The organism is Streptomyces sioyaensis, assembly GCF_004122735.1.
GTDB lineage: Bacteria > Actinomycetota > Actinomycetes > Streptomycetales > Streptomycetaceae > Streptomyces > Streptomyces sioyaensis.
Genome location: NZ_SDIF01000285.1, coordinates 1 through 1,142 on the forward strand (window position 1 = coordinate 1; position 1,142 = coordinate 1,142).

Consider the following 1,142-nt stretch of genomic DNA (forward strand, 5'->3'; position numbering starts at 1 on the left):
GGGTCCTGGCGGACCTCGTCGGGCAGGTCGGTGACCTCGGGCAGGCCCAGTTCCTCGCCCTGGTAGAGGTAGGCGGAGCCGGGCAGGGCCAGCATCAGGAGGGTGGCGGCGCGGGCGCGGTCCAGGCCGCCGCCGAGGCGGGTGGTGTGGCGTACGACGTCGTGGTTGGACAGGACCCAGGTGGTGGGGGCGCCGACCGAGGCGGTGGCGGCGATCGAGGCGTCGATGACCGCACGCAGCGCCCCGGCCTGCCAGGGGGCGTTCAGGAACTGGAAGTTGAAGGCCTGGTGGAGCTCGTCGGGGCGGACGTACAGGGCGAGGCGCTCGGGGGTGGGCGCCCAGGCCTCGGCGACGCCGATCACCTGCTTGCCGTGGGCCTCGCCGTAGCCGTCCAGCAGCCGGCGCCAGGTGCGGTGGATGGCGTGCACCCCGTCCTGGTCGAAGAACGGCAGGACCTGGGTGCCGATCAGCTGGGCCTGCCGGCCGTGGCCGATGTCCGGCAGACCGGGCGCCTTGATCATGCCGTGCGCGACATCGATCCGGAATCCGTCCACCCCCAGGTCGAGCCAGAAGCGCATGATGGCCTCGAATTCGGCGTGCACCTCCGGGGCGTCCCAGTTCAGATCGGGCTGTTCGGGGGCGAAGAGGTGGAGGTACCAGTCGCCGCGGTCGGTACGCGTCCAGGCCGGGCCGCCGAAGACCGACTCCCAGTCGTTGGGCGGGAGTTCGCCACCCGGCCCCTTGCCGGGACGGAAGACGTAGCGCTGCCGGGCCAGTTCGGGGTCCTGGAACCACGGGTGCCGGTCGGAGGTGTGGTTGGGCACGATGTCGACGATCACCCGCAGGCCCAGGTCATGGGCGGTGCGGAGGAGGATGTCGGCATCCTGGAGGCTGCCGAAGAGCGGGTCGACTGCGCGGTAGTCGGCGACGTCGTAGCCGCCGTCGGCCTGCGGTGATTCGTAGAACGGGGTGAGCCAGACGGCGTCCACCCCCAGGTCCCTGAGGTACGGCAGCCGCTCACGGACCCCGCGCAGATCGCCGATGCCGTCGCCGTCGCTGTCGGCGAACGAGCGGACGTAGACCTGGTAGATGACGGCGTCCCGCCACCACCGGGAACCCCGGTCGGTCTCGGGGGCCCGGGG

Annotated in this window: 1 protein-coding gene; it reads right to left on the reverse strand. The window is 72.0% G+C overall.

The features are described from left to right. On the reverse strand, positions 1-1,142 hold a 1,142-nt coding region (locus tag EST54_RS33905; protein WP_244942687.1), incomplete at both ends, for an alpha-amylase family glycosyl hydrolase.